General features: G+C 70.9%; 19 protein-coding genes and 1 pseudogene. 8 read left to right on the forward strand and 12 right to left on the reverse strand.

Annotation, left to right across the window (positions count from 1 at the left end; genetic code table 11):
* Positions 1-22: 22 nt before the first annotated feature.
* On the reverse strand, positions 23-901 hold the full coding sequence (locus ACOPJ3_RS11595) for a CPBP family intramembrane glutamic endopeptidase (RefSeq protein ID WP_427869322.1): 879 nt from the start codon (positions 899-901) through the stop codon (positions 23-25).
* On the reverse strand, positions 901-1,287 hold the full coding sequence (locus ACOPJ3_RS11600; RefSeq protein ID WP_427869323.1) for a hypothetical protein: 387 nt from the start codon (positions 1,285-1,287) through the stop codon (positions 901-903). The genes ACOPJ3_RS11595 and ACOPJ3_RS11600 overlap by 1 nt, the downstream gene beginning before the upstream one ends.
* A 122-nt stretch (positions 1,288-1,409) precedes the next feature.
* Between ACOPJ3_RS11600 and ACOPJ3_RS11605 the strand changes: the two genes are divergently transcribed.
* Positions 1,410-3,761: an ATP-binding cassette domain-containing protein gene (locus ACOPJ3_RS11605; RefSeq protein ID WP_427869324.1), complete on the forward strand. Its 2,352-nt coding sequence runs from the start codon at positions 1,410-1,412 to the stop codon at positions 3,759-3,761.
* A gap of 17 nt (positions 3,762-3,778) precedes the next feature.
* Here ACOPJ3_RS11605 and ACOPJ3_RS11610 read toward each other — a convergent pair whose 3' ends face one another.
* The gene (locus ACOPJ3_RS11610; protein WP_427869325.1) at positions 3,779-4,894 is read right to left on the reverse strand and encodes a TIGR00730 family Rossman fold protein; all 1,116 of its coding nucleotides are present in this window, start codon (positions 4,892-4,894) and stop codon (positions 3,779-3,781) included.
* A gap of 64 nt (positions 4,895-4,958) precedes the next feature.
* Here ACOPJ3_RS11610 and ACOPJ3_RS11615 point away from each other — a divergent pair, with 64 nt between their 5' ends.
* A complete protein-coding gene (locus tag ACOPJ3_RS11615) occupies positions 4,959-6,467 on the forward strand; it encodes an RNB domain-containing ribonuclease (protein WP_427869326.1) in 1,509 nt (502 codons plus the stop codon).
* Between the two features lie 151 nt (positions 6,468-6,618).
* On the opposite strand, the gene ispG is transcribed toward ACOPJ3_RS11615, so the two are convergent.
* The 6 genes from ispG to rsmI all read right to left on the reverse strand — a co-directional run bounded on the left by ispG (position 6,619) and on the right by rsmI (position 12,972).
* Positions 6,619-7,767 (reverse strand): flavodoxin-dependent (E)-4-hydroxy-3-methylbut-2-enyl-diphosphate synthase, encoded by a 1,149-nt coding sequence (gene ispG / locus ACOPJ3_RS11620; protein ID WP_427869327.1) that lies wholly within the window; start codon positions 7,765-7,767, stop codon positions 6,619-6,621.
* Positions 7,768-7,852: 85 nt separating this feature from the next.
* Entirely contained in the window at positions 7,853-9,307 is a 1,455-nt protein-coding gene (locus ACOPJ3_RS11625; RefSeq protein WP_427869328.1) for a M50 family metallopeptidase, read from the reverse strand.
* 80 nt (positions 9,308-9,387) lie between these two features.
* The gene (gene dxr, locus ACOPJ3_RS11630; RefSeq protein WP_427869329.1) at positions 9,388-10,473 is read right to left on the reverse strand and encodes a 1-deoxy-D-xylulose-5-phosphate reductoisomerase; all 1,086 of its coding nucleotides are present in this window, start codon (positions 10,471-10,473) and stop codon (positions 9,388-9,390) included.
* Between the two features lie 35 nt (positions 10,474-10,508).
* A complete protein-coding gene (locus ACOPJ3_RS11635) occupies positions 10,509-11,525 on the reverse strand; it encodes an FKBP-type peptidyl-prolyl cis-trans isomerase (protein WP_427869330.1) in 1,017 nt (338 codons plus the stop codon).
* Between the two features lie 107 nt (positions 11,526-11,632).
* A complete protein-coding gene (locus ACOPJ3_RS11640) occupies positions 11,633-12,133 on the reverse strand; it encodes a hypothetical protein (RefSeq protein WP_427869331.1) in 501 nt (166 codons plus the stop codon).
* Between the two features lie 17 nt (positions 12,134-12,150).
* Positions 12,151-12,972 carry a 16S rRNA (cytidine(1402)-2'-O)-methyltransferase gene (gene rsmI / locus ACOPJ3_RS11645; RefSeq protein ID WP_427869332.1) on the reverse strand — a complete coding sequence of 274 codons (822 nt, stop codon included), beginning with the start codon at positions 12,970-12,972 and terminating at the stop codon, positions 12,151-12,153.
* Between the two features lie 58 nt (positions 12,973-13,030).
* On the opposite strand from rsmI, the gene ACOPJ3_RS11650 reads away from it, so the two are divergent.
* Both ACOPJ3_RS11650 and ACOPJ3_RS11655 read left to right on the forward strand, forming a co-directional pair.
* The gene (locus tag ACOPJ3_RS11650; RefSeq protein WP_427869333.1) at positions 13,031-14,164 is read left to right on the forward strand and encodes a thioredoxin domain-containing protein; all 1,134 of its coding nucleotides are present in this window, start codon (positions 13,031-13,033) and stop codon (positions 14,162-14,164) included.
* Between the two features lie 70 nt (positions 14,165-14,234).
* Positions 14,235-15,533: an MFS transporter gene (locus ACOPJ3_RS11655; RefSeq protein WP_427869334.1), complete on the forward strand. Its 1,299-nt coding sequence runs from the start codon at positions 14,235-14,237 to the stop codon at positions 15,531-15,533.
* Positions 15,534-15,541: 8 nt separating this feature from the next.
* Here the strand turns inward: ACOPJ3_RS11655 and ACOPJ3_RS11660 are convergent, their stop codons facing one another.
* Positions 15,542-16,180, reverse strand: coding sequence for a trimeric intracellular cation channel family protein (locus ACOPJ3_RS11660; RefSeq protein ID WP_427871225.1), 639 nt, complete (start codon positions 16,178-16,180; stop codon positions 15,542-15,544).
* Between the two features lie 173 nt (positions 16,181-16,353).
* Here ACOPJ3_RS11660 and ACOPJ3_RS11665 point away from each other — a divergent pair, with 173 nt between their 5' ends.
* Together ACOPJ3_RS11665 and sufU are read left to right on the forward strand one after the other, a co-directional pair.
* The gene (locus tag ACOPJ3_RS11665; protein ID WP_427869335.1) at positions 16,354-17,655 is read left to right on the forward strand and encodes an aminotransferase class V-fold PLP-dependent enzyme; all 1,302 of its coding nucleotides are present in this window, start codon (positions 16,354-16,356) and stop codon (positions 17,653-17,655) included.
* Complete coding sequence (gene sufU, locus ACOPJ3_RS11670; RefSeq protein ID WP_427869336.1) at positions 17,652-18,122, forward strand: Fe-S cluster assembly sulfur transfer protein SufU; 471 nt, start codon at positions 17,652-17,654, stop codon at positions 18,120-18,122. Before ACOPJ3_RS11665 ends, sufU begins: the two co-directional genes overlap by 4 nt.
* 157 nt (positions 18,123-18,279) lie before the next feature.
* On the opposite strand, the gene ACOPJ3_RS11675 is transcribed toward sufU, so the two are convergent.
* A complete protein-coding gene (locus ACOPJ3_RS11675) occupies positions 18,280-19,224 on the reverse strand; it encodes a LysR family transcriptional regulator (RefSeq protein WP_427869337.1) in 945 nt (314 codons plus the stop codon).
* Between the two features lie 77 nt (positions 19,225-19,301).
* On the opposite strand from ACOPJ3_RS11675, the gene ACOPJ3_RS11680 reads away from it, so the two are divergent.
* Both ACOPJ3_RS11680 and ACOPJ3_RS11685 read left to right on the forward strand, forming a co-directional pair.
* Positions 19,302-21,113: an L-aspartate oxidase gene (locus ACOPJ3_RS11680; RefSeq protein WP_427869338.1), complete on the forward strand. Its 1,812-nt coding sequence runs from the start codon at positions 19,302-19,304 to the stop codon at positions 21,111-21,113.
* Positions 21,114-21,271: 158 nt separating this feature from the next.
* Positions 21,272-21,997 (forward strand): annotated as a pseudogene (locus ACOPJ3_RS11685) (DUF4192 family protein); the annotation flags it as partial.
* A gap of 384 nt (positions 21,998-22,381) precedes the next feature.
* Here ACOPJ3_RS11685 and ACOPJ3_RS11690 read toward each other — a convergent pair.
* A complete protein-coding gene (locus ACOPJ3_RS11690; RefSeq protein WP_427869339.1) occupies positions 22,382-23,620 on the reverse strand; it encodes a cysteine desulfurase family protein in 1,239 nt (412 codons plus the stop codon).
* Positions 23,621-23,624 lie beyond the last annotated feature (4 nt).

Genomic DNA, 23,624 nt, shown 5'->3' on the forward strand with positions numbered 1-23,624 from the left:
GAGCGCCGCGATCCCGCGTCCCCTACGGCGCCGTCGGGAAGATGTCGAACAGCGCCGGATCGTGCGCGTGCACGAGCACCGCGAAGACGACCGCGTCGAACAAGAGGTGCACCGTCACGACGTAGCCGAGCGAGCGCGTGCGCAGGAAGATGGCGCCCTGCACGAGCGCGAACGGGATCGTGAGGAGCGGCCCCCACTCCCGGTAGCCGAGCTCCCACAGGAACGAGACGAAGACCACGGACTGCAACACGTTCGCAGCCCACGGCGGGAAGTGCCGGAGCAGCGCGGCGAAAACCGTGCAGATGAAGAACAGCTCGTCCCAGATCCCGACGGCACCGACGCCGACGAAGAGGCGCGCGATCAAGCTCGGCGTGTCCACGACGGGCCAGTTCTGGTAGACGCCGGATCCGATGAAGTAGTACGGCAGGATCAGCCAGCCGAGGAGCAGCACGCCCGCGAGCCACGCCCAGTGGAACACGCCCCAGCGCCTGCCGCCGCGCCACGGGAACGACGTGGCGCGATCCCGGTAGACGAAGCGCGACACGAGGTAGGGCAGCGCGACCGCCCCGCCGAGCGCGAGCGCGAAGGTCACCATCGCGCCGTTATCCAGCTTCGCGGCGAGCGGGATCGTGCGCACGACCGACAGCCCGAGCACGACGAGCGAGAGATCACGCGTGAGCGATGGGGGCGGCGCCGGCCCCTGCCCGCGCTCGCGCGGCAGGATCCGGATCCCGCCCCGCCGGTCGCTCGCCGCGGCGAGCAGCAGCCCGGCTGCGGCGAGCGCGATCCCGAGCGGGATCCAGTGCAGCACGAACCAGACGGGCGCGACGAGGCACACGGCGAGCGCGGCCGCGATGCCGAGCGGCCCCGTCGCGCTGCGTGCCCCGCTGCCCGCCGCCATCAGTCGAACGGCCCTCGCACGGGGCCCGGCGCGTCCGCGAGGAGCACGAGGCGGTCGTCGACCGGGAAGTCGAGGTGGTAGTTCGCGACGGGCACGCCGACGGCGCCCAGGTCGTCCGCTTTCACGCCGACCCGCTCGCTCGACACCTCCGTGATGCGGGCGCGCACCCAGGTGCCGTCCTCCAGTCGGAGCGCGTGGATCTCCGCGAGGAATCCGATCCCCGCCGACTCGAGATCCTCCTCGGCTTCGAGCCAGTCGACGGGCTCGGCCGTGCGCCGCCTCCCGAGGATGTCGTGCGTGACGAACTGCTCGCCGACCGGTTCGATCCAGCCGACGAGCTCACCGTCTTCGCGCCGGTGCTCGATCCAGGTCTCGGGGAGAGTCATGGGGTGAGCCTAACAACGACGGGTGACATCGCGGTCCGAGCGGGTGTCTGCGCGGCAAACTCATGAGAAAGTCCCGTTGCGAGGCGCTTCGGAACAGCGTCGCAGCCGAGTACGCTTTCCCCATGCAGAGCACGCACGTCGCAGATTCGCACGACAGCATCCGGGTGCAGGGAGCCCGGGAGCACAACCTCAAGAACGTGAGCGTCGACCTGCCGAAGCGCAGGCTCACGGCGTTCACGGGGGTCTCCGGCTCGGGCAAGAGCTCCCTCGTCTTCAGCACGATCGCCGCGGAGTCGCAGCGCCTCATCAACGAGACGTATAGCGCCTTTGTGCAGGGCTTCATGCCCTCGCAGTCGCGGCCCGACGTCGACGTGCTCGAGGGGCTCACGACCGCGATCATCGTGGACCAGGAGCGGATGGGCGCGAACCCTCGCTCGACCGTGGGCACGGCGACCGACGTCAACGCGATGCTCCGGATCGTGTTCTCGCGCCTGGGTTCCCCGAAGATCGGATCGCCCAACGCGTTCTCCTTCAATGTCGCCTCGATCAGCGGGGCCGGCGCCGTGACGATCGAGAAGGGCGGTCGCACCGTCAAGGAGCGCCGCAGCTTCGAGATCCTGGGCGGCATGTGCCCGAAGTGCGAGGGCCGCGGCACGGTCAGCGACTTCGACCTCGACGAGCTCTACGACGCGGAGAAGTCGCTGAACGACGGCGCGCTCAAGGTTCCCGGCTACAGCATGGACGGCTGGTGGGGGCGCATCTTCGGCGACCTGTTCGACATGGACAAGCCGATCAAGAAGTACTCGAAGCGCGAGCTCGACGATCTCCTCTACAAGGATCCGACGAAGATCAAGGTCGAGGGCGTGAACCTCACCTACGAGGGCCTGATCCCGCGCATCCAGAAGTCGATGCTGTCGAAGGATCGCGAGGCGATGCAGCCCCACATCAGGGCGTTCGTGGATCGTGCGATCGTGTTCGACGCCTGCCCCGAGTGCGGCGGCACCCGCCTCAACGAGACGGCGCGCTCCTCGAAGATCGACGGCCGCTCCATCGCCGACGTCTGCGAGATGCAGATCAGCGATCTCGCCGAGTGGGTGCGGAAGATCGACGACCCCGGCATGGCGCCCCTCGTCGCGAAGCTCACGGACACGCTCGACTCGTTCGTGCAGATCGGCCTCGGCTACCTCAGCCTCGACCGGCCGACGGGCACGCTCTCGGGCGGAGAATCCCAGCGCACGAAGATGATCCGGCACCTCGGCTCCCCCATCACCGACGCGACCTACGTCTTCGACGAGCCCTCGATCGGCCTGCACCCGCACGACATGCAGCGCATGAACCAGCTGCTCCTGAAGCTCCGTGACAAGGGCAACACGGTGCTCGTCGTCGAGCACAAACCCGAGATGATCGCGATCGCGGACCACGTCGTCGACCTCGGCCCGCGCGCCGGATCCGGGGGCGGCGAGATCTGCTTCGAGGGCACCGTCGACGGCCTGAGAGCCTCGGGCACGCTCACCGGCAAGCACCTTGACGACCGCGCCAAGCTGAAGAGCGAGGTGCGGCAGGCGAACGGCACGATCGAGGTGCGGGGCGCGGATCGCCACAACCTGCAGGGCGTCGACGTCGACGTGCCGCTCGGAGTGCTGTGCGCGATCACGGGCGTCGCCGGATCAGGGAAGAGCACCCTCATCCACGGCTACGTCTCGGGGCGCGAGGGGGTCGTCGCGGTCGACCAGGGCGCGATCAAGGGCTCGCGCCGCTCGAATCCCGCGACCTACACGGGCCTCCTCGACCCCGTGCGCACCGCGTTCGCGAAGGCGAACGGGGTGAAGCCCGCCCTGTTCAGCGCGAACTCCGAGGGGGCGTGCCCCGAGTGCAAGGGCGCGGGGATCATCTACACCGACCTCGGCATGATGGCGACGATGGAGAGCGTCTGCCAGGTCTGCGACGGCAAGCGCTTCGACGCGGCCGTGCTCGACTACACCTTCGGCGGCAAGAACATCGCCGAGGTGCTCGACCTGTCGATGGCCGACGCGAAGGAGTTCTTCTCGGCGGCCGAGTCGAAGGTCCCGAAGGCGGCGAAGATCCTGGATCGCCTCGTCGACGTCGGCCTCGGCTATCTGACGCTCGGGCAGCCGCTCTCGACCCTCTCGGGCGGTGAGCGCCAGCGCCTGAAGCTCGCGATCCACATGCTCGAGGACGCCGAGATTTACGTACTCGACGAGCCCACGACGGGCCTGCACCTCGCCGACGTCGAGCAGCTGCTCGGCCTCCTCGACCGCCTGGTCGACGCGGGGAAGAGCGTCATCGTGATCGAGCACCACCAGGCCGTGATGGCTCACGCCGACTGGATCATCGACCTCGGGCCCGGCGCGGGCTCAGACGGCGGCACCGTCGTGTTCGAGGGGTCGCCGGCCGACCTCGTTGCCGAGGGGAAGACCCTCACGGCTCAGCACCTGGCGGAGTACGTGGCCTAGGCGCCGCGCGCCGGCGCCTAGTCGTTCTCCGCGCTCGGCGCCGGCTCCGCCACAGCTGGCGCGCTCGGCAGCTCGTTGAGGGCCCGGATCAGGCGGTAGAGGTCTCCCACGGCGCGCTGCCTCGGGGTGAACACGATGCGGGGCAGCTCGAGCGCGTCGCCGTCCTGCCGCTCCTCGTCGAGCGGCTCGGTGCGCTCGATGCCGCCCTCCTCGCAGAGTCCCGCGAAGTCCTCGTTGAGCCGCGCGAGCTCCGCGTCGCTCGGCTCCGCCGCGAGCCGGAGCACGAGCCGCTTCCCCACCCAGCGAAGCGAGCGGTAGTTGCGCCAGAACCCCGTGATCTCGGCGATTGCGGCGTCCACGGAGTCGGTGATGAGCACGCGATCGAGATCGTCGACCGAGATCATGCCGGAGCCCGCGAGCTCCTCCGTGACGAAGCGGGCGAAGCCGCGCCAGAAGGTGCCGCCTTCGCGGTCGAGGAGCACGATCGGCACGGGCTCCGACTTGCCGGTCTGCTGCAGCGTGAGCAGCTCAAACGTCTCATCCATCGTGCCGAAGCCGCCGGGCAGGCAGATGAACCCGCTCGACTCCTTGACGAGCATGAGCTTGCGGGTGAAGAAGTACTTCATCGAGACGCGGTGCGTGTCGTCCGTGTGGATCGCGTTTGGCGCCTCCTCGAAGGGCAGCCGGATCGACACCCCGAGCGAGCGCCCCTCGCCCGCGCCCGTCGCGGCGGCCTCCATGATGCCGGGGCCGGCTCCGGTCACCAGCATCCAGCCGCGCTCCGCGAGGCCGGCCGCGGCCGCCTCCGCGCCGAGCCAGAGTGGGTCGCGGGACTGCGTGCGCGCCGAGCCGAACATCGTGACCTTGGGCACGTCACGGTAGGGGGCGAAGAGTCGGAACGCGTCGCGCATCTCCTCGACGGCCGCCGTCGTGATCTTCAGGTCGAGCCGCTCTGTGCGGTCGGAGCCGAGGCCGAGGCCGGCCAGCAGGATCCTCCGCACGAGGGAGCGCTGGCCCCTGATCCCCGCGTCCGTAATGAGCTCGTCGACGCGAACGCGCAGCGCCTCCGCGCTCAACTCAAGTGTCTCTCCCGTTGCCGCACCCGATCCCTGATCCTGCTTCTCACCGGTCATGGCACCAGTCTATGGAGGACCACCGACAGCGCGGCGCGCGCTGGCCCGAGAGTAGGCTGACAGCATGCCCATCAGGCGCGCACACCTCACCCCGCCCAGCTCACACGGCGAGCTCGCCGCAGCCCTCGAATCGCTCAGGCGGGAGAACGAGGTGCCGGAGAGCTTTCCGGCCGAGGTGCTCGCCGAGGCCGCGGCCGCGAATCCTGAGCCGCCGCCGCTCGACCTGCGCGACGTGCCGTTCGTCACGCTCGACCCCCTCGAGTCGAGGGATCTCGACCAGGCGCTGCACCTCGAAGAAACCGCCGATGGCTGGCTCGTGCGCTACGCGATCGCCGATCTGCCAGGCTTCGTGCGGCCTGGCGGCGCGCTCGACGCGGAGGCGCGCAGGCGCGGCCAGACCCTCTACCTGCCGGACGGCAAGGTGCCGCTGCACCCCGAGATCCTGAGCGAGGACCGCGCATCGCTCCTCCCCGATCAGGATCGCAGCGCCTTCGTCTGGACCGTCGCACTCGACGCCGACGGCGCGGCCCACGAGGCCCGCGTCGAGCGGGCGCTCGTGCGCTCCCGCGCAAAGCTCGACTACGCGGGCGCGCAGGCGGCGATTGACGCGGGAACCGCCGAGGGTCCGCTCGCCCTCCTTCCTCGCGTCGGCGAGCTCCGGATCGCGCAGGAGCGTGCGCGCGGCGGTGCGAGCCTGAATCTCCCCGATGAGGAGATTATTCGGGACGAGACCGGCTACCGGATCGAGCGGCGCTACCCGCTCCAGGTCGAGGAGTGGAACGCGCAGCTCTCGCTGCTCGTCGGCATCGCGGCGGGCGAGATGATGCTCGCGGCCAAGATCGGGGTGCTCAGGACCATGCCGGCGCCGGATCCCGACGCGCTCGCCGAATTCCGGGCGCGCGTCGCGGCGCTCGGCCGCCCCTGGTCAGAAGATGTTTCCTACGGCGACTACCTGAGGGGTCTCGACCGGGCGGAGCCCGAGACGGCCGCGGTCCTGCTCGCGGCGTCCGGGCTCTTCCGCGGCGCCGACTACGTGGCCTTCGACGGCGTAGCGCCGCAGCACCCGGAACAGGCCGCGATCGCGGCGCCCTACGCGCACGTGACGGCTCCGCTCAGGCGGCTCGTCGACCGCTGGGGGCTCGTCGTCTGCGAGGCGCTCTGTTCCGGACGCGAGGTCCCCGACTGGGCGCGGGAGTCGCTCCCGGAGCTGCCGGAGCTCATGCGGGTCTCGAACCAGCTCGCCGGCCGGCTCGGATCCGCCGCGCTCGACCGGGTCGAGGCGGCGCTCCTGCGGGATCGCGTGGGCGAGACGCTCGACGCGATCGTGCTCGAGGTGCGCTCGTCGCGCGCCCGCGTGCAGATCGAGGACCCGCCCGTGACCGCCTCGAGCCCGGCGGGGGATCTCCGAGCCGCAGAGCGCGGCCGCGTGCGGGTCGTACGCGCCGACGTCGGGGAGGGCGAAATCGAACTCGAGCCCGCGGACCAGGTCGGCGCCGACCCCGGCCCCGACTCCGGCCCCGGCGCCGGCGCCGATCCCTACTCCGACCCCGGCGCCGACTCCGACCCCTCTTGAGTTGACCCAAAGTGACGCATAAAGCGGATTAGGCGTCACTTTGGGTCAACTCAGACCGGGGAGGCCGGAGGCGAAGGGCCCGGAGGCGAAGTGCCAGGAGGCCAGGAGGCCAGGAGGCCAGGAGGCCAGGAGGCGCAGCCGGCCAGGGCCGCTACGCGGTGATGACCTCGGGCGATCCGGACTCGGAGGCCGGCATCTCGGCCGCGATCCGGTTGGCCTCCTGGATGAGGGTCGCGACGATCTCGCTCTCGGGGACGGTCTTGATGACCTCGCCCTTCACGAAGATCTGGCCCTTGCCGTTGCCCGAGGCGACGCCGAGGTCGGCCTCCCGGGCCTCGCCCGGGCCGTTCACGACGCAGCCCATCACGGCGACGCGGAGCGGCACGCTCATGCCCTCGAGGCCCTTCGTGACCTCGTCGGCGAGCGTGTAGACGTCGACCTGCGCGCGCCCGCAGGAGGGGCACGAGACGATCTCGAGCTTGCGCTCGCGGAGGTTCAGCGACTGCAGGATCTGCAGCCCGACCTTGACCTCCTCGACGGGAGGGGCCGAGAGCGAAACACGGATCGTGTCGCCGATGCCCTCGGAGAGCAGGATCCCGAACGCGGTCGCGCTCTTGATCGTGCCCTGGAACGCGGGGCCCGCTTCGGTGACGCCAAGGTGGAGCGGCCAGTCGCCGCGCTCGGCGAGCTGCCGGTAGGCCTTCACCATGACGATCGGGTCATTGTGCTTGACCGAGATCTTGAAGTCGTGGAAGTCGTGCTCCTCGAAGAGGGAGGCCTCCCAGACGGCGCTCTCGACGAGCGCCTCGGGCGTGGCCTTGCCGTACTTCTGGAGCAGGCGCGGGTCGAGCGATCCGGCGTTCACGCCGATGCGCAGGGAGACTCCGGCGGCCTTCGCGCGCTTCGCGATCTCGCCCACCTGGTCGTCGAACTTGCGGATGTTGCCCGGGTTCACGCGGACCGCGGCGCAGCCGGCGTCGATCGCGGCGTAGACGTAGTTCGGCTGGAAGTGAATATCCGCGATGACCGGGATCTGGCTCTTCATCGCGATGATGGGGAGCGCCTCGGCATCGTCTCGGCTCGGACACGCGACGCGCACGATGTCGCAGCCGGCCGCGGTGAGCTCCGCGATCTGCTGCAGGGTCGCGTTGATATCCGTCGTCGGCGTCGTGGTCATCGACTGCACCGACACGGGGGCGTTCCCCCCGACCATCACCGAACCGACCTTGATCTCCCGCGACTTGCGCCGCGGGGCGAGTACCTCGGGGACCTTCGGCATTCCCAAATTCACTGCTGCCACGGGATGATTCTAGCCCCGCTGCCTGAGGGCCGCTCTCGGGTGAGCGCCGGGCGGCCCGGCGGACGGCCCGGCGGGCCGTCCGCCGCTACCCGAAGAGGGACACCGGTTTCACGATGTCGGCATAGATGAGCAGCAGACTCATGGCGCCAAGCACGATCACGACCGCGAAGGTGACGGGCACCATCTTCGCCGTGTCGATGGGACCCGGATCCGGCTTGCCTCGAAGCCTCGCGATGCCGCGCTTCGCACCCTCGTAGAGCGCGCCGGCGATGTGGCCGCCGTCGAGCGGCATGAGCGGGATCAGGTTGAACACGAAGAGGGCGACGTTGAGCGAGCCGAGCAGGCCGAACATGGTCTGGGCGCGCGCGGCGACGGGCGCCTCGTCGAGACTCACGATCTCGCCCGCCATGCGGCCGACGCCCACGACGCTGATCGGGCCGTTCGGATCCCGCGCCTCCGCACCGAAGGCGGCGTTCCAGGTGTCGACCATGCGCTGCGGCAACCGCAGGATGACCCCGGCGACCTGGGAGACGTTCTCGCCAACGAAGGCCGGCACCTCGGTGATCGGCTGCGGCACCACCTCGGACGCCGGGGTCGCCCCGATCATGCCGACCGTCTCGGTCTGGACCTTGCCGTCTGCTCCGGTCAGGACCCTGCCGTCCGGGCCTGCGACGGCCCGCTCGTTGGCGACCGGGGTGAGTTCGACCGTGCGCGCCGCACCGTCGCGCTCGATCCGCACGTCGAGCGTCGCGCCGGGAGAGTCGGAGATGATGCCGCGGAACTGCTCCCAGCTGTCGATCTGCTGGCCGTCGACGGCGAGGATGCGGTCGCCCGGCTCGAGCCCGGCGGCCGCGGCGGGGGCCTCCGGATCGCCGGCGCCACACGACGTCGCGGTGCTCGAGGCCGGGATGAGGCAGGTGTTCAGGCTGCCGAGCGTGGTGCTGTTCTGCGGGATCCCGAACCCGACGAGCACGATCGTGAAGAACACGAAGGCGAGCACGAGGTTCATGAGCGGACCGCCCGCCATGATCACGATCTTCTTCCACACTGGGAGGCGGTAGAAGGTGCGGTGATCCTCGCCCTCCCCGATCGTCTCAGCGCTCGCGAGCCTCGCGTCGTCGACGAGCCCCGCGACACCCCGCCGGATCTCGGGCTCGCCCGGCACCGCCAGCTGCGCGGGATCCGTCTCGATCGTCGTCGCGCGGGCCTGGGCGCCGCCGAGCCGCTCGGGCGCGCCCTCCTGCACGACCGAGTTGAGGAAGCCGGTCGTCGAGGCGCGGGGGGCCTCCCCCGGCTTCTGCGGCGGGTACATGCCGGTCATCGCGACGTAGCCGCCGAGCGGGATGGCCTTGATCCCGTACTCGGTCTCACCCCTGCGCTTCGACCACAGGGTCTTGCCGAAGCCGACCATGTACTGGGTGACCTTGACCCCGAAGAGCTTCGCGGGCACGAGGTGCCCGATCTCGTGCAGCCCGATGGACACGGCGAGCCCGACCAGGATGATCAGGATTCCGAGGATGTAGAGCAGCACGTCAGTCACCGGATCAGGCTAGCCCTCACCCCTGCTGCTCCGCTGTACGCGGCCCGCCAAAGCGCTGCGAGCAGGGCTTTGGATCGCGCTCACTCGCGGGCGGCGATGGCCTTCTGAGCGCGCGCACGGGCCCAGGTCTCGGCCTCGGCGAGCCCCTCAAGCGTGAGCTTTTCGGGGGCCTGATGCGCCTCAAGCACGTCGTGCACCGTGTCGACGATGTCGAGGAAGCCGATTCGGCCGTCGTGGAAGGCGTGCACGGCCTCCTCGTTCGCGGCGTTGTAGACCGCGGGGAAGGTGCGGCCGGCCCGGCCGACCTCCTTCGCGAGCTCGACCGCGGGGAACGCCTCGTCGTCGAGCGGCTCGAAGTCCCAGCTCTGGGCCTTGCTCCAGTCGAGCGGAACGCCGACGTTCGGGAGTCGCGCCGGCCAGTTGAGCCCGAGCGCGATCGGCAGCCGCATGTCGGGCGGCGAGGCCTGCGCGATCGTCGATCCGTCGATGAACTCGACCATCGAGTGCACGATCGACTGCGGGTGCACGACGACGTCGATGTCGCCGTAAGAGACACCGAAGAGCAGGTGCGCCTCGATCACCTCGAGGCCCTTGTTCACGAGCGTCGCCGAGTTGGTCGTCACCATGCGACCCATATCCCAGGTGGGGTGCGCGAGCGCCTCCTCCGGCGTGACGGCGGCGAGCGCCGAGCGGTCCCGGCCGCGGAACGGGCCGCCTGACGCGGTGAGCACGAGCCGGCGCACCTCGTCCTGCTTGCCCGAGCGGAGCGCCTGCGCGATCGCCGAGTGCTCGGAGTCGACGGGCACGATCTGGCCGGGTGCGGCGAGCCCCTTCACGAGCTCGCCACCCACGATCAGGGATTCCTTGTTCGCGAGCGCGAGCGTGCGCCCCGCCTTGAGCGCCGCGATCGTGGGTCCGAGCCCGATCGATCCCGTGATGCCGTTGAGCACGACGTCGGCGGGCACGTCGCGCACAAGCTTCGCGGCATCGTCGGCCCCGAGCCCCGTGTGCTCGACGCTGAACTCGTCGGCTTGCTCGCGCACGCGCTCGGCGTTCGACCCGGCGACGAGCCCCACGACCTGGAACTGCGAGGGGTTCTTCCTGATGACGTCGAGCGCCTGCTCGCCGATCGAGCCAGTGGATCCGAGGATGACGACGCGCTTCATGGCTTCCATTCTGCCGGAGGCGCGCCGCCTGCGCGCTACTTGGCGTGCACCGTTCCCAGGATGTCGAGCACGAACACCATCGTGTCGTCGGGCTTGTGACCCATCTGCTCCAGGCCGGCCGCACCGTAGCCGCCGTCCTCGGCCGGTACGACGGAGATGACCTGGGAGCCGACCTTCTGGCCGACGAGGGCCTTCGAGAAGCCCCCGATCACCTCGGTCGTGAGGAAGTTGGTGGGGGCGCCTCGGCTCCAGCTCGAGTCGAACTCCTCGCCCGTGCTCCAGATGACGCCGCGGTAGTTCACGTACACGCGGTCGCCCTCCTTCACCGTCTCGCCGTCGCCCTCGATGAGCGTCGCGATCTCGAGCTTCTCGGGCGGCGTCGCGTCCTTCGGGATCGTGATCGTGGGCTCGCCATTGTCGGCGAGCTTCACCGTGGGGAAGCCTGCGGGTGCCTTCTGGGCCTTGCCCTCGGCCTTCTTGAGAATCTTGTCCTCGCTCAGGGTGCCGGGCTCGGAGTTCTGCCCCTGCACGGCCTCGCCGATCTCGCCGAACTTCATGACGATGATGAAGGTATCGGACTTCTTGAGATCCTCGACCGGCAGCTGAGCGGGATCCTGCTCCCCGAAGACATCCTTGTAGGTCGCCACGAGCGCCGACTCCTCGCCGGAGGTCGCGCAGCGCAGGCCGTCGTAGGCCCACCCCGCGAGGGAGTCCTTCGTGAACGGGATCGACGACTCGGGCGCCTGCTCGAGCACGTCGCCCGTGCGGCCGTTGATCATCGACATGGCGACGGCGATGTTCTCGCCGTCCTTGACCTTCTCGCCCTTGCCCTCCGTGAGCACCGTGCGCTCGAGCTTGTCCGTCTTCACCGGGGTCTTCGACGTGAGCTTGATGTCCTTGCCCACCTCGCCCGAGAACTCGATCGAGTCGCTCGCTGAGCCGGGGGCGAGGCAGTCCTCGCCGGCCGCGTCCTGGTTCGCGCCGCCGGAGCAGCCCGTCAGGAGGAGAGCCCCCGCGAGGGCGGCGGGAACGATCGCGCGTGAGAGCTTCACGATGGGGTACATCCTTCGGGTCGGAACGGCGGTGCCCGAGTGCGGGCGCTCCGATCGAGTATCGCGCATCTCCCCTGCCTGCACCCTGGGAACGTCTGTCGCCCGGATCAGGCCTTCGATGGGACGAGCTGCTTCGCGGGGAGGAGGGCGCGCGCCGCGAGCACGGCCGCGACGACGAGAAGCAGCATGGTGATCCCGTCGCAGGCGATGTACACGTAGTGCCAGGGCGACTGCCCGGGATCCGCCCCCTGGAGTACCTGGTCGGTGCGCGCGTTCAGGGGCGGACGCACGAACGCGATCTTCACCGCGTACACCGCGACGAGCCCGAACCACACCATGACCCTGGCGCCCGCGATCCGGAACGCGGCGGGCCAGAACGAGAGGATCGTGAGCGCGAGCAGCGTGAGGCCCTCGGCGACGTTGAGCGCGGCGAAGACGAGACGCCCGATCCCGAGCCCGAGCGGGATCGTGATCCCCGGCGCCTGGAACTTCAGCGGGGCCTCGATGAACGAGATCGCCGCGACCATGCCGAACCACAGCACGGGGAGCACGAGCCGCCACAGCTCGATCCGGATCCGACCGCGTTCGTTCGCACCGGCCTGGGACATTTTCTACCGCCCTTCGATCAGTGTTCGCGCGCCGCGAGTGCGGCGGCGTACAGCTCCTTCGACGCGATTCCCGTGGCCTCTGAGACCGCGCGGGCCGCGTCCTTCAGCCGCTCCCCCGATGCGACGCGTTGCTGCACTTCCGCGAGCGCGACCTCGGGTGAGATCTCGGCCGCGGCGGCGCCCTCGACGACGAGCACGATCTCGCCGCGCACGCCCTCCAGCGCCCAGGCGGCGAGCTCGCCGAGCCCGCCGCGCTTGACCTCCTCGTGCAGTTTGGTCAGTTCGCGGCACACGGCCGCGCGTCTCGTCTCCCCGAACTCCGCCGCGAGATCCTCGAGCGACTCCGCGATCCGGGAGGGCGCCTCGAAGAAGACGAGCGTGCGGCGCTCGACGGCGAGCGCCGCGAGCGCCCGCCTGCGCTCCCCCTGCTTGCGCGGGAGGAAGCCCTCGAAGGCGAAGCGGTCGGTCGGCAGCCCGGCGACCGCGAGCGCCGTGATGACCGCGCTCGGCCCGGGGATCGCCGTGACCTCGACGCCGCGCTCGGCGGCGAGCTGCACGACCCGGAAGCCCGGGTCGGAGACGGTCGGCATGCCCGCGTCACTCACAAGCACGATGTCTTCCTCGGCCGCGCGCTCGACGAGGACGGCCGCGCGCTCGTGCTCGTTGTGGTCGTGCAGCGCGATGAGCTCGGGCCGGTTCTCGATCCCGAGCTTGCGCAGCAGCTGGGCCGTGTGCCGCGTGTCCTCCGCAGCGATGACCCGGGCGGTCTCGAACGTCTCCCTGAGCCGCTGCGACGCGTCGCCGAGGTTGCCGATGGGCGTTGCGGCGAGGAGGATCATGCCTCAATGGTAGGCCCGACTGAGGACACTGTCGGACGCGCCTGCGACAATGGAGGGCATGAACGAGCAGCAGCCGCCGTCTCCGTCCACCGACCCGCAGCAGGTGCCAGGGGCCCAGCAGATTCCGCAGGCGCCGCAGGGCCCGCCGCATCCGTTTGCGACGCCGCAGGTTCCGGACCCATCGCGCCCGCGCGGCCGCGGGCTCGCGATCGCGGCGATGGCGACGGGTCTCGTGGCGCTCCTCACGGTGGCCGTCTCGTTCTTCTATCTTCCGGGGGTCGCGATCGTCGGCTCCGTGATCGGCTTCGCCGCGATCGTGCTCGGCATCATCGCGCTCATCATGAAGCAACCTCCCGTCCCGGGGATCGTCGGAGCCGGAGCGGGTCTCGTCGCGATCATCGCGGCGATCGTGGTCGGGATCCTCGCGCTCGGCTCGTTCCTCGCAGGCGCGGCTGGCGCGGGCGCCGGCACCGCGCAGGAGGGGCCGGACGGCCCGCCCGGTGCCGCGGTCGAATGGCCCGCGAACTTCGCCTCGGGAGGCATTCTCTTCACGAAGGGCGGCGACGGCGTCACCGTCCAGGAGTCGAAGCCGCTCGCGCCCAACGCCTTCCCCGAGTCGAGCCAGATCCCGCGCGACGGCAATCTGATCCACGTCTACCTCGACTACCGCTGCCCCTACTGCGCGCAGTTCGACGAGGCCAACGGCGAGCTCCTCGAGGAGCTCGTCACGAGCGGCGACAGCGTCGTGATGGTGACGCCGCTCACCTTCCTCGACAACGCGTCGCAGGGCAGCCAGTACTCCTCGCGCACGGCAGGTGCCATGGCGTGCATCGCGAGTGCCGAGCCCGATCTCGCCTGGGCCGCCCATTCGGCGCTCGGCGTGCCCGAGAACCAGCCTGCCGAGGGCACGCGCGGCCCGAGCGACGGGGAACTCGTCGAGCTCCTCGACCGCGCGACCGGCGGCCTCGAGGACGAGACGAAGCAGTGCATCAGCGAGGGCCACTACGTCGACTTCGCGCAGGCGCTCGGCGACTGGGCCACCACGAACCCCGTCCCTGACGCGAACGATCCGGCGCTCACGGTCCAGGGCACCCCGCTCGTGATCGTGAACGGCGAGGTCTACGACGGCGCACCCGCCGACCACGAGGCCTTCGTGGCGTTCCTCGAGGAGCAGGGGATCTCCGCGAAGTAGGCGACCCGGGGGCGGCCGCCCCGGCCGGACCCGGGCGGCCGCCGCCGCGCGCTGCTAGGCTTGGTCGGCTATGCATCAGTCGAGCGAGCAGCACCGTCCGGGAAGGGCTCCGGGCGATCCGGGCACCGGCTCGGAACCGACCCTGATCGGCGCCACAGGACTGCTCTACTACCCCCTCGCCCTCATCTCGCGCCTCCCCTACGCGATGATGGTGATCGGCGTGCTCACCCTCGTCGTCTCGGCCCGCGGATCGGTCGAGCTCGGCGGCCTCAACTCGGCAGCGGTCGGTCTCGGCGTGGCCTGTTTCGGCCCGCTCATCGGGGCCGCAGCCGACCGGTTCGGCCAGCGCCCGGTGCTCCTCGTCGTCGCCGCGGTGAACAGCGTGCTCCTCGGCGCGCTCGCCTGGGTCGCCTTCAGCCCGCTCCCCGTCTGGTGCGTGTTCCTCGGCTCCTTCCTCGCGGGGGCCTCGGCCCCGCAGACCTCGCCGATGTCGCGCTCGCGTCTCGTGACGATCATCGGCACGGAGCTCCCGCCCCGCCGCCGCGCCCGCGTCTTCTCGTCGGCGCTCGCCTACGAATCCGCGGCCGACGAGGTGATCTTCGTCTTCGGTCCCGTCATCGTCGGCCTCCTCGCGACCGTGTTCGGCGCGTGGGCCCCGATCGCGGGCGCCGCCGTGCTCACCCTGATCTTCGTCTCGGCCTTCGCCCTGCATCGCACGAGCACCCCTGGGCACGCGAGCGGCGCCGAGGGCGTGGAGGTGGCGCCGGCGCGCGAGCTCGCCCGGCCGGGCCTCGTCGTAACCGTGATCGGGATCTTCGCGGTCGGCCTGTTCTTCGGCTCGGCGCTCACCTCGCTCACCTCGTTCATGCAGGATCGCGGCGACGCCGAGAGCGCCGGCCTCATCTACGGCGCGATGGGCGTGGGCTCGGCGATCTGCGCCGTCGGCGTCGCGTTCCTGCCCCCGCGGTTCTCGCTGCGGCTGCGCTGGCCCGTGTTCGCCGTGATCATCGTCGCTGGCGGGATCGTGCTCCAGTCCTCGGCGGACATCTCGCACATGATCCTGAGCCTCGCGATCATGGGGATCGGGATCGGCCCGCTGCTCGTGACGCTCTACAGTTTCGGCGCGCTCAGGAGCCCGGCCGGGCGCTCGGCCACCGTCATGACGCTGCTCGGCTCCGCGCTCATGGTCGGGCAGTCGGCGTCTGCCGCCGTGACGGGCATCATCTCGGAGAACGTCGGCACCCAGGCGGCGCTCGCGCTGCCGCTCGTCTCGGCCGGGATCGCGCTCGTCGTCGGCCTCGTGAACATCGTGCTCACGCCGCGCGGCTCGGAGACGCCCGTGCGCACGAGCTCAGTCGGGGTGCCCTGAGTCGAGGGCTATTCCTGGGTCGCGGCCCGCTCGTCGGTGAAGCGCGGCTTCGGCAGATGCCAGCCGCGGGCCACGGAGGTCAGGCGCAGCACGATCGCCGCGGCGCCTCCCACGATCGACGCGAGCCAGGCGTCACCGCCGAGCCCCTCGATCCCGACCGCGATCCCGGCGCCGAACAGGGCTGATACCGCATAGAGCTCGCGGGTCAGCACGCCGGGGACGGTGTTGACGAGCACGTCCCGGATCACCCCGCCGCCGATCGCCGTGATCGTGCCGACGAGGATCGCCGTGAGCGGGGTCTGCCCGGCCTCGAGCGCAGTCGCTGCGCCGTTCGCCGAGAAGAGGCCGAGCCCGAAGGCGTCGAACACGACCTCGAAGTGCCTGATCCGCGTGATTCCCGGGTGCACGAAGAAGACGACGAGCGAGCCGCCGATCGCGACCGCGAGGTTGGGCCAGTGCACGAACGAGACGGGCGGGTGCACGCCGAGCAGCATGTCGCGCACGATCCCGCCGCCCACGCCCGTGAAGGCGCCGACCACCACGACGCCGAGCAGGTCGAGACGCCTGCGCACCCCGACGAGGGCGCCCGAGATCGCGAACGCGAGGATGCCGGCCAGCTGCAGGATCTCGTAGACCAGGTCGCTCATCACGGCCCGATTGTATCCGGCTTCGTCCCCTCGCTCGGGTGCGCGGGCCCCCACCCGGAATAGTCCTGCCGCCCCGGGCGTTTCACCCGGCGTGCCCCGTCCAGGTCAGGGGCCGAATTGCGGCGTCGCGTGCGGATCGCACGCACGCACCCGGCTGATGGAAGAATGGTCACATGTCTGCTCTCGCGCTCACTGCCGCGGAGGTCGCCGATCTCCGCGCAGCGTTCCCCTATTTCGTGCGGCACTCCTCCGAGGAGCGCCCGCCCGCGTATCTCGACTCCGCGGCGACCTCGCAGCGTCCGGCCGCCGTGCTCGACGCTGAGCGAGAATTCCTCGAGACCGCGAACGCGGCGGTGCACCGCGGCACGAGCGGGGCGGTCGGCGCGGCCACCGAGGCGTTCGAGGGCGCGCGCGCACGGGTCGCCGCGTTCGTCGGCGCCTCGCCCGACGAAATCGTGTGGGCGGAGAACGCGACCGACGCGCTCAACATCGTCGCGCTCGGCATCGGCGAGGCGAACGCTGGCGCCGGACTCGGCGTGGCCGGGAGCGAGCGCTACGCGCTCGGCGCAGGGGACGAGATCCTCGTCACCGAGGCCGAGCACCACGCGAACCTCATCCCGTGGCAGCGCCTCGCCGCGAAGACGGGCGCCGCACTGAAGTTCATCCCGGTCCGCGAGGACGGCACCTGGACCCTCGACGACGCCCGCGCCGCCATCACTTCGCGCACGCGCATATTCGCCTTCGCGCATATCTCGAACGTGACGGGCTTCATCGCCCCCGTCGCGGAGCTCGCGGCGCTCGCGCGCGAGGCCGGCGCCCTGTCCGTGCTCGACGCTTGCCAGTCGGTCCCCCACGTCCCCGTCGACCTGCACGAGCTCGGCGTCGACTTCGCCGCGTTCAGCGGGCACAAGATGCTCGGCCCGAACGGGATCGGCGTGCTGTACGGGCGCCCCGAGCTGCTCGCGGCACTGCCCCCGTCGCGCACGGGCGGATCCGCGATCACGAAGGTCACGATGGAGAGCGCGGAGTTCATGCCCCCGCCCATGCGCTTCGAGCCCGGCACGCAGCCGGTCTCCCAGGTGGTGGGCCTCGGCGCGGCCGTCGACTTCCTGAGCGGCGTCGGCATGGACCGCAGCGCCGCCCGGGAGCACGAGCTCGTCGAGCGGCTCGTCGCGGGGATCGCCGAGACGCCGGGGATCCGGCTGCTCGGCCCGAGCGACACCTCGCAGCGCGCGGCCCTCGCGGCCGTCTCGGTCGACGGCCTGCACGCCCACGACGTGGGGCAGTTCCTCGACGAGCAGGGCGTGCTCGTGCGGGTCGGCCACCACTGCGCGCAGCCGCTGCACCGCGCCTTCGGCATCGCGTCGAGCACGCGCGCGAGCGTGCACCTGACCACGACAGAGGACGAGGTTGATCGCTTCGTCGACGCGCTCCGCGGCGCACAGCGGTACTTCGGAGTGGAGGTGTCGGCGTGAGCGCGCTCGACGGGCTGTACCAGGAACTCATTCTCGACCACTCGAAGCGGCCGATCGGCAAGGGCGAGCTCGACGCGCCCGAGGGCGCGCTGACCGCCTCGCACCACGAGTACAACCCCAGCTGCGGCGACGAGATCGACCTCTCGATCGCCGTGGACCCCGCGACGGGGCTCGTCGAGGGGCTCGCCTGGGAGGGTCAGGGCTGCTCGATCTCCATGGCCTCGGCCTCGATCCTGTCGCAGCTCCTCCGCGAGGAGAAGCTGTCGGTCGATGAGGCGCAGGAGCGCGTCGACGCGTTCCGCGAGATGATCCAGTCGCGCGGCGAGATCGAGCCGGACGAGGAGCTGCTGGGCGACGCGGTCGCGCTCCAGGGCGTCTCGAAGTTCGTGATGCGTATCAAGTGCGCCATGCTCGGCTGGGTCGCGCTCGAGGCGGACCTCAAGCAGGTCGCGACGCAGCGCGGGTAGCGCGCGGCGCGGCGATCCGGCAGCGCTCGCAGGCAATTCTGCGTTCAACTTCAAGAATTTGGGCATCCAGTGCTTCTGGGCGCAGAGTTCCCTCTGAGCGCAGAACCCGAGCTGAGCGCAGAACCCCTGCTGAGCGCGGCGAAGAGCGCCCAGAGACCTAAGCGCCCTGTGGCCTCGCCACGAGCGAGTCGCCGCCCTCGGCCCCGATCCGGTCGGCGATCTCCCTGATCAGCGCCTGCATCGCGGCGCTCGCGTGCGTCGGCGCCATGTCCGAGCGCCTGGCGAGGCTGATGGTGCGCGCGAGCCGCGGATCCGCGAGCAGCCGCGTGCGCAGCTGGGGCCTGGCCGCGACCATTGCCGGCACCACGGCGACCCCGATTCCCCGCTCGGCGAAGCGCAGCGCGGCGTCCATCTCGGCGCCCTCGACCGCCACAACGGGCGCGAGCCCCGAGGCGTGGAACGCGGCGTCCATGGCGGCCCGCAGGTCGTAGTTCTCGGGGAAGAAGATCTGCGGCACCCCGGCGAGGTCGAGGAGATCCAGCGGCCCGGTCTGCTCTGCGAAGGGATCCGGCCGCGTGGTCGAGGACACCACGACGAGGCGCTCGCTCAGGATCGGCTCGCGGTCGAGCACGGCGCGCGCCGCCCCCGAGCCCACGCTCGTGACGATGAGGGCGAGATCCAGCGCCCCCTCCATGAGCGCCGCGATCAGGCTCTTCGAGCCGCGCTCCAGTATCTCGATCTCGATGCCGGGGAAGCGCTCGTGGAACTCGGCGAGCACGTCGACGACGAGGCTCGTGCAGAGCGTCGGCGTCGCGCCGAGCCGGATCCGGCCCCCCACGAGCCCCGCGAGCCCGGCCATCTCACTGCGGGCCGTCTCGGCGTCGGCGAGCATGCGCCGCGCGTAGGGCAGCAGCCGGTTGCCCGCGTCGGTGAGCGAGACGTTGCCGCGCACCCGATTGAAGAGCTCGATCCCGAGCTCGCTCTCGAGCGACGAGATTTGCCTGCTCAGCGACGGCTGCGCGAGGTGCAGGCGCTCGGCCGCCCGGGTGAAGTGGCCGGTCTCTGCGATCTCGAGGAATCCGCGGAGCTGATCGAGATTCATGAACATAGCCTAACTGCATCATAATGATCCGGACTATTCATTGGAGTAATCGTTGGCGGGATCTTAGCGTGGTGCCCATGCAGACACACACCTCACCCACAGCCCCCACGTCCCCCTCCTCAGGCGCCACCGGCACCACCGCAACCGAGACCTCCTCGGGCGAGCGCCTCCTCTCCACCTCCGTCCTCGTGATCGGCACGGGAGGCGCCGGCCTCCGCGCCTCGATCGAGCTCGCGGAGCGCGGCATCCAGGTGCTTGCGGTCGGCAAGCGCCGTGCGCACGACGCCCACACGACCCTCGCGGCCGGCGGCATCAACGCCGCGCTCGGCACCATGGACCCCGAGGACAGCTGGGAGCAGCACGCGGCGGATACCCTCCGCGAGTCCTACTTCCTCGCCGACCCCGCGATCGTCGAGGTCGTGGCCCGCGGCGCCGCGCGCGGCATCGAGGATCTCGACCGCTGGGGCATGCCCTTCGCCCGAGAGGAAGACGGCCGGATCAGCCAGCGCTTCTTCGGCGCCCACAAGTACCGCCGCACCGCCTACGCAGGCGACTACACGGGCCTCGAGATCCAGCGCACCCTCATGCGCCGCGCGGCGGAGCTGCGCGTCCCCATCGTCGACACGATCTACATCACGCGCATCCTCGCGAGCGACGGCCGCGTCTTCGGCGCCTACGGCTTCGACATCGTCGACGGCGTCCCGGTCGTGATCCACGCCGACGCCGTGATTCTCGCGGCGGGCGGACACAACCGGATCTGGCGCCAGACCTCCTCGCGCCGCGACGAGAACACGGGCGACTCCTTCCGCCTCGCCGCGCTCGCGGGCGGCAAGATCCGCGACGCCGAGCTCGTGCAGTTCCACCCCTCGGGCCTGCTCGAGCCGGCGGAGGCAGCCGGCACGCTCGTCTCCGAGGCCGCGCGCGGCGAGGGCGGGATCCTGCGCAACGCGCTGGGCGAGCGCTTCATGGAGCGCTACGATCCGGAGCGCATGGAGCTGTCGACCCGTGACCGGGTCGCCCTCGCGAACTACACCGAGATCGCCGAGGGCCGGGGCACCGAGAAGGGCGGTGTCTACCTCGACGTGTCGCACCTGCCCCGCGAGGTCATCATGTCGAAGCTGCCCCGGGTGTACCGCACGCTCATCGACCTCCAGATGCTCGACATCACGGAGCAGGCGGTCGAGGTCGCCCCGACCGCGCACTACTCGATGGGCGGGGTGTGGGTGCGTCCCGAGGATCACGGCACGGGAGTCGACGGCCTCTACGCGATCGGCGAGGCCTCGAGTGGCCTGCACGGCGCGAACCGCCTCGGCGGCAACTCGCTCATCGAGCTCCTCGTGTACGGCCGGATCACGGGCACCGACGCGGCCGAATACGTATCCGGGCTCACGCAGATCCATCGTGATCCCGCCGCCGTGTCGGAGGCACGTGACGAGATGCGCGGCCTGCTCGAGGGCGAGGGCACGGAGAGCCCGCGCCGCCTGCAGCGGGCGCTGCGCGATCTCATGACCGAGCACGCTGGTGTCGTGCGCAGCGAGGAGGGCCTGACGGCCGGGCTCGAGAAACTCGATGCGCTGCAGGATCGCGTGTCTCGCCTCACCGCCCACCCCGACATCGCCGGCTTCGACGATCTCGCGCACGCCTTCGATCTCTACGGCTCGATGCTCGCCGCCCGCGCGACGCTCGAGTGCGCGAGGGAGCGCCGCGAGACCCGCGGCTGCCATAACCGCTCCGACTTCCCCGAGCAGAGCGAGGAGATGCGCGGCAACATGATCTGGACGCCTGAGAACGGTGTCTCGTTCGAGCGGATCGCCGACGCCCCCGATTCGTTCCGCGATCTCGCGAACGAGTCGATGGACGACTCGCCGAAGGGCAAGCTCGTCGAGTGACCATGGCGTGATCAGGGAGTGCTGCGTGCGTCTCCCGCGCGTTGCGAGGGGCCGGGATCTTCGTCCACAGGACGCGGATTCTGGCCCCTCCGGCCTGTTTCGGGGGCAATGCTGTGGATAGCTCTGGCAGAGCCGCGGCTCGGCCGGATGATCGATCCATGAACCCACCTTCCTCCGAATCCCGCGTCCCCGTCGTCCTCACCTGCCGCGGCACCGCAGACTTCCTCGCGGCGCTCCCCCACATGACCGGCTTCACCGCCAGCGACAGCGTCTTCCTCGTGATCTTCACAGGCAACCGGGCGACGCGGGCGCTCCGCGTCGACCTGCCCGATGACGAGGGAGGGCCGGCCGCTGAGGCCCTGCTCGACTTCCTCGAGGAGGCCGTGCGGCACGGCCCGATAGAGGAGCGGGATCCCGCCATCGTGCTCGCGACGCGGCGCTCGTTTGCAGAGTGTGGCGGCACCCCGTACCGGCGGCTCGCGGCCCGGGTGGAGCGTCGGCTCCTGCGCGACGGGGTGCGGCTGCGCGAGCTCTGCTGCGTCGCCCGGGACGGCTGGGCGAGCTATCTCGACGCGGATGCACCTTCCGGTGGCAACCCACTGAGCGACATCACGGAGAGCAGCGTCGCGGCACCGCCCGTCAGGGCGAGCGTCAGGCGCTGGCCCTCGCTCACGGAGCTCGGTGAATTGCGCGAGTCCGAGCCGTCGTTCGCCCGGGCCGTCGCCCGCGCCTGCGCCTGCGAGGCGGAACGGGCGGATCGAAGCGAACTGCTGCGGGACGGACGCCCGCTCTCCGAGTGGATCGCCGAGACCTGCGAGTCCTCACGCGCGCTCCTCGATGCCGAGGTGCCCCTCACCCCAGCGGATATCGCGCGGATCGCGCTGCGCTGCGGCGACCCGGGCGGCTGGCTGGTACTCGCGCTCTGCGTGCTCACACGGCCGGAGTTCCCAGCGGAGATTATCCGCGACGTTCCGCCGGACCGGCTCCTCGACCTGCCGGTCGACGGCCCGCGCCCCGGCCTCTCGATCCGGGATCTCCTGGAGTTCACCGCGTCGCGCTTCACGGGGCATGATCGGCTCCGCGTTCCGCAGGCACGACTGATCGAGATCACGAGCGCACTCCCCGATCCCCTCAGGCCGGGGACGCTCGCGCTGAGCGCCTGGCTCTGGTGGCTCTACGGCCTGCAGAGCGTCGCGCGGAAGCACCTGCGGCTCGGCACGGCGATCGCGCCGGAGCACGCAATGCTCGGCATGGTCAGCCGCCTGATCTCACGCCCCGCGTTCCCCGAGGCCTGGCTGCGGGCCGGGCGTGACCTCGCGGGCGAGCGTCGCGACGATCCGCGCGATCTCGGCCTCGCCGAGCGGTTGCGCGAGCGTGAATCGCACGGCGGTCTGAGCGATCTCGGGTGAGAGGCCGATGGCGAGGAGCGCGGGTGAGGGCTCGTCCTTGCCCGCGGCGCAGGCAGAGCCCGAGGAGACGGCGAAGCCCGCGGCGTCAAGCGCCACGAGGAGCGACTCGCCGCTCACGCCGGGCACCACGAACGAGGCATGCCCCGGCAGTCGTTCCTCCGGGTGGCCCGTGAGCCGCGCGCCGGGAAGTGCGGTGAGGAGTTCCCGCACGAGGGCGTCACGCGAGACGGCGAGCGCCGCGGCCCGCGAGCCGATCGAGGCAGTAACCGCGGAGACTGCGGCGGCGAACCCGGCAGCCCCCGCGACGTTCTCCGTGCCGGAGCGCGCGCCCCGCTCCTGGCCGCCGCCGTGCAGAAGCGGCTCGATCGGGGTCCGGCGCCGGAGCAGCAGGGCGCCGACGCCCTGGGGCCCGCCGAACTTGTGGGAGGCCACCGTGAGCGCGTCGACGGCGTCGCCCGGCCAGCCGAGGCCCGCCGATTCGCCGGGGCGCGAGCCGGCGGTTGGTGACCCGGCGCTTTGCGACCCGAAGTCGATCGGCAGCGACGCGGCCGCCTGTACGGCGTCGACGTGGAGGCGCGCGCCGCTCGCACGCACGGCCTCCGCGATTTCCCTGATCGGCTGGACGGTCCCGAACTCGGCGTTCGCGAGGCCGATCGATACGAGGGTCGTGTCCGGCCGGATCGCGGCCGCGACGTCAGCCGCGCTCACCGTGCCGGCGGAGTCGACGGGGAGCACGCTGAGCTCGAACCCGAACACGCGCTCGAGGAACCCGCAGCTCTCGGTCACCGAGGGGTGCTCGATCGGCGTCGTGACGATGTGCCTGCCCCTGGGTGACGCGAGGGCGAGCCCCACGATCGCGAGGTTGTTCGCTTCGGTCCCACCCGAGGTGAAGATGACCTCGGAGGGGGTGGCGCCGAGCGCCGTCGCGATCGAGCCGCGGGAGGCGTCGAGCACCGCCTTCGCGCGGTGGCCCGGGGCGTGCACGCTCGAGGCGTTCGCCTGGCCGCCGTCGTACACGGCGAGCATTGCCGCGCGCGCCTCAGGGCGGAGCGGTGCCGTTGCGGCGGCGTCGAGGTACGTCTCGGATGGCGAGGTCATCGTC

The organism is Leucobacter luti (assembly GCF_050310065.1).
Classification (GTDB): domain Bacteria; phylum Actinomycetota; class Actinomycetes; order Actinomycetales; family Microbacteriaceae; genus Leucobacter; species Leucobacter luti_B.

Coding starts and splice junctions, on each gene's coding strand:
- ACOPJ3_RS11650 (WP_427869333.1), top strand. CDS start 13,031: ATGAACGAGCAGCAGCCGCCGTCTCCGTCCACCGACCCGCAGCAGGTG.
- ACOPJ3_RS11665 (WP_427869335.1), top strand. CDS start 16,354: ATGTCTGCTCTCGCGCTCACTGCCGCGGAGGTCGCCGATCTCCGCGCA.
- ACOPJ3_RS11690 (WP_427869339.1), bottom strand. CDS start 23,620: ATGACCTCGCCATCCGAGACGTACCTCGACGCCGCCGCAACGGCACCG.
- ACOPJ3_RS11605 (WP_427869324.1), top strand. CDS start 1,410: ATGCAGAGCACGCACGTCGCAGATTCGCACGACAGCATCCGGGTGCAG.
- ACOPJ3_RS11595 (WP_427869322.1), bottom strand. CDS start 901: ATGGCGGCGGGCAGCGGGGCACGCAGCGCGACGGGGCCGCTCGGCATC.
- ACOPJ3_RS11675 (WP_427869337.1), bottom strand. CDS start 19,224: ATGAATCTCGATCAGCTCCGCGGATTCCTCGAGATCGCAGAGACCGGC.
- rsmI (WP_427869332.1), bottom strand. CDS start 12,972: ATGATCCTCCTCGCCGCAACGCCCATCGGCAACCTCGGCGACGCGTCG.
- ACOPJ3_RS11655 (WP_427869334.1), top strand. CDS start 14,235: ATGCATCAGTCGAGCGAGCAGCACCGTCCGGGAAGGGCTCCGGGCGAT.
- ACOPJ3_RS11600 (WP_427869323.1), bottom strand. CDS start 1,287: ATGACTCTCCCCGAGACCTGGATCGAGCACCGGCGCGAAGACGGTGAG.
- ACOPJ3_RS11660 (WP_427871225.1), bottom strand. CDS start 16,180: ATGAGCGACCTGGTCTACGAGATCCTGCAGCTGGCCGGCATCCTCGCG.
- dxr (WP_427869329.1), bottom strand. CDS start 10,473: ATGAAGCGCGTCGTCATCCTCGGATCCACTGGCTCGATCGGCGAGCAG.
- ACOPJ3_RS11680 (WP_427869338.1), top strand. CDS start 19,302: ATGCAGACACACACCTCACCCACAGCCCCCACGTCCCCCTCCTCAGGC.
- ACOPJ3_RS11610 (WP_427869325.1), bottom strand. CDS start 4,894: ATGACCGGTGAGAAGCAGGATCAGGGATCGGGTGCGGCAACGGGAGAG.
- ACOPJ3_RS11640 (WP_427869331.1), bottom strand. CDS start 12,133: ATGTCCCAGGCCGGTGCGAACGAACGCGGTCGGATCCGGATCGAGCTG.
- ACOPJ3_RS11615 (WP_427869326.1), top strand. CDS start 4,959: ATGCCCATCAGGCGCGCACACCTCACCCCGCCCAGCTCACACGGCGAG.